A 2,615-nucleotide genomic window follows, 5' to 3' on the forward strand; every position below is an offset into this window, starting at 1 on the left:
CGGACCCCACTTGATCTGAAAACAACCCGACCGCCTCATTAACTTCAGCATCTCCAGATCGGCCGCATCCACGCGAGAACTCGCGTTCCAACTCAAGTTTAGACCCTTTTTGAGTAGAAGTTCACAGAACGCCATGACCCACTTCTTTTTGACCGTCATTGTATCGTCCACTGCCTTGAAATTGCGGATATGCAGCGTTTCTATGCAGTGCTCGAGCTCCGCAACAGCCCTTTCGGGGGACATGTGCCGCAGGGATTGCCTGCCATAGACACTTTTCGAGCAAAAGGTGCAGCTGTAGGGACATCCCCGCGTGGTAGCGATGCTCGTCGTTGGCAGCCTGAGGTAATTGGACGGGGAGCCCACATATTTGCTGTGTTCCAACTTCTCCCTAGCTGCGAACGGGAGCGAGTCGAGGTCCTGAATCTGACCTCTTGGGGGATTCACGACCGGCTGGCCATCCTCCCTATACGCAAGGCCATGCTCCTTCTGCGGCGAGGAAGCCTCAAGAACATGCCGGACAAAGTTGAGAAACGTCACCTCACCTTCGCCCAAAACACCGTAATCGAACATCGGGAAGCGCCTCAGCGTGTCCTCTGGGACGGCAGACACATGTATGCCGCCCACAACGGTTACGACCTGTGGGTCAACCTCTTTGACCTGCGTCGCAGCCTTGTGCGCATTGTAGATATGGGACGTTATAGCCGTGAAACCAACAACCTTTGGCCTCAGCTTCGCGCAAAACCGCCGCAGCAGCCGATACGGCTCCTGGTGCAGGTTCATATCGAGTATCTCGGTCTTGATCCCCTGCTGTTCTAGATAGGCTGCGACCGTGGTCACAGATAGCGGAACCTCATAGCCATAGGGCAAGTTAAGCTGGTGCCCCTGGGGTATCACCGGATACACCAGCATAACATCAATCGGTCCGTCACAATCCTGTATCGGCAATCTCCACGCTCCTTTTGCAGTAAGTTATATAACAAATTGTCGGGATGCTGAATATAGACTATAAAGCTCCTTGAGGGCAAGGCTCAACTTGCCTATCCGACAAAAAACCACACTACGTTGAAAAGGTCTGTTCTCTCAAATCTGTCTGAGGACCTTGAAAGGCTCGTGCTTGACACGGAACCGGGCGCCAAACTATGCTCTTGGAGAAGTTCTGCAATTGGACATTGCCTACTTCTGCAAAGAGGCACGGTTCACGCATGAGGTATTGGAAATGGTCGATGACACTAAACGTGTTCTAGTTATTCACGGTCCGAACATGAACCTTCTTGGGACGCGAGAGCCCAAGATATACGGCAAGACATCGCTTCAGGAGGTTGATCGGCAGCTTGGGCTCTTAGCGCGTGAGTTGGGCCTTCAGGTGGAAACGTTCCAGTCCAATAGCGAGGGAACCATCATCGATAAAATACAATCGGCCGGGCCGGCTGGCTTTTCGGCCATCGTTATCAACCCAGCGGGTTACTCGAGCACCAGCGTCGCGATACGTGATGCAATCGCAAGCTCCTCGTTGCCAACTGTCGAGGTTCACGTCTCGAACGTCTTCAGGAGAGAGCTGTTCAGGCAGGATATGCTCACGGCTGGCGCGTGCCGGGGCGTGATATGCGGTATGGGAGTTGAATCGTATCATCTTGCCCTCAGGGCCGTGGCTCTGATACTCGACACGCACGGCTGAGACAACCGGTAGGGATACCGACCCAATGCCAACCGCCAAAAGGGCGCCCAAGTTCTCCGTCATCATACCCGTTTACAGCGGCGAGAATACGATCGCCTCGTGCCTCGAGGCGCTCGCGGCCCAAGACGTGCCAATGCAGGAGTTCGAGGTGATCGTGGTCGATGACGGCTCGACGGACAGCACGGCGCAGGTTGTGAAGCAGTTCGACGTCAAATACATCTATCAGGAGAACCGGGGCCCGGCAACGGCAAGGAATGTCGGGGTCAGGCACGCTCAGGGCAGCATAATCGTCTTCACGGACGCTGACTGCGTGCCGGAGCCCAACTGGTTGAGGGAGATGGTGATCCCGCTGGTGAACGAGTCGGATGTGGTGGGCGTGAAGGGCGCCTACCGCACGAGGCAGAAGCGGCTAGTGGCGAGATTCGCGCAGGCAGAGTTCGAGGAGCGGTTCAAGCGGCTCAAAAAACGTCGAACAATAGACTTCGTCGATAGCTACTCGGCAGGCTTCAAGAAAGACATCTTCAATGAGCTCGGGGGGTTCAACCCGCGCTATCCCAAGGCTAACAACGAGGACGTAGAGCTGTCATTCAGGGTGGCACAAAAGCACCACAAGATGGTTTTCAGCCCAGGTGCCATCGTTTATCACACTCATCCCGACACCATCTACAAGTACGCAAAGCTCAAGTTCTCACGGGCCTATTGGCGAACGTTTGTTTACGACAAGTTTCCACGCAAGGTCTTTAAGGATTCTTACACGCCTCAAACGCTCAAGCTCCAGATATTGCTGGCGTTCTACCTTCTGGGTGCGCTGCTGGGGTCCCTGCTGTTTCAGGAGTTCGTGGGATGGCTTATCGGCTCCGCCATCATCGCATTCTTGTTGTGCTGTCTGCCATTCGCGCTCTTTGCGGCCAGCAAGGATAAGAACCTCGCCCTACTTGCG

At 54.8% G+C, this 2,615-nt stretch carries 3 protein-coding genes; 2 read left to right on the top strand and 1 reads right to left on the bottom strand.

Annotation, left to right across the window (positions count from 1 at the left end):
• Window positions 1–945 (bottom strand): cobalamin-dependent protein (locus tag VM163_14030; GenBank protein ID HUT04998.1); only part of this gene is annotated, 945 nt, incomplete at its 3' end.
• 217 nt (window positions 946–1,162) lie between these two features.
• Between VM163_14030 and aroQ the strand changes: the two genes are divergently transcribed.
• The gene (gene aroQ, locus VM163_14035) at window positions 1,163–1,675 is read left to right on the top strand and encodes a type II 3-dehydroquinate dehydratase (protein ID HUT04999.1); all 513 of its coding nucleotides are present in this window, start codon (window positions 1,163–1,165) and stop codon (window positions 1,673–1,675) included.
• A 25-nt stretch (window positions 1,676–1,700) separates the two neighbouring features.
• On the top strand, window positions 1,701–2,615 hold a 915-nt coding region (locus VM163_14040; protein ID HUT05000.1), incomplete at its 3' end, for a glycosyltransferase.

Source organism: bacterium, assembly GCA_035527515.1.
GTDB lineage: Bacteria > B130-G9 > B130-G9 > B130-G9 > B130-G9 > B130-G9.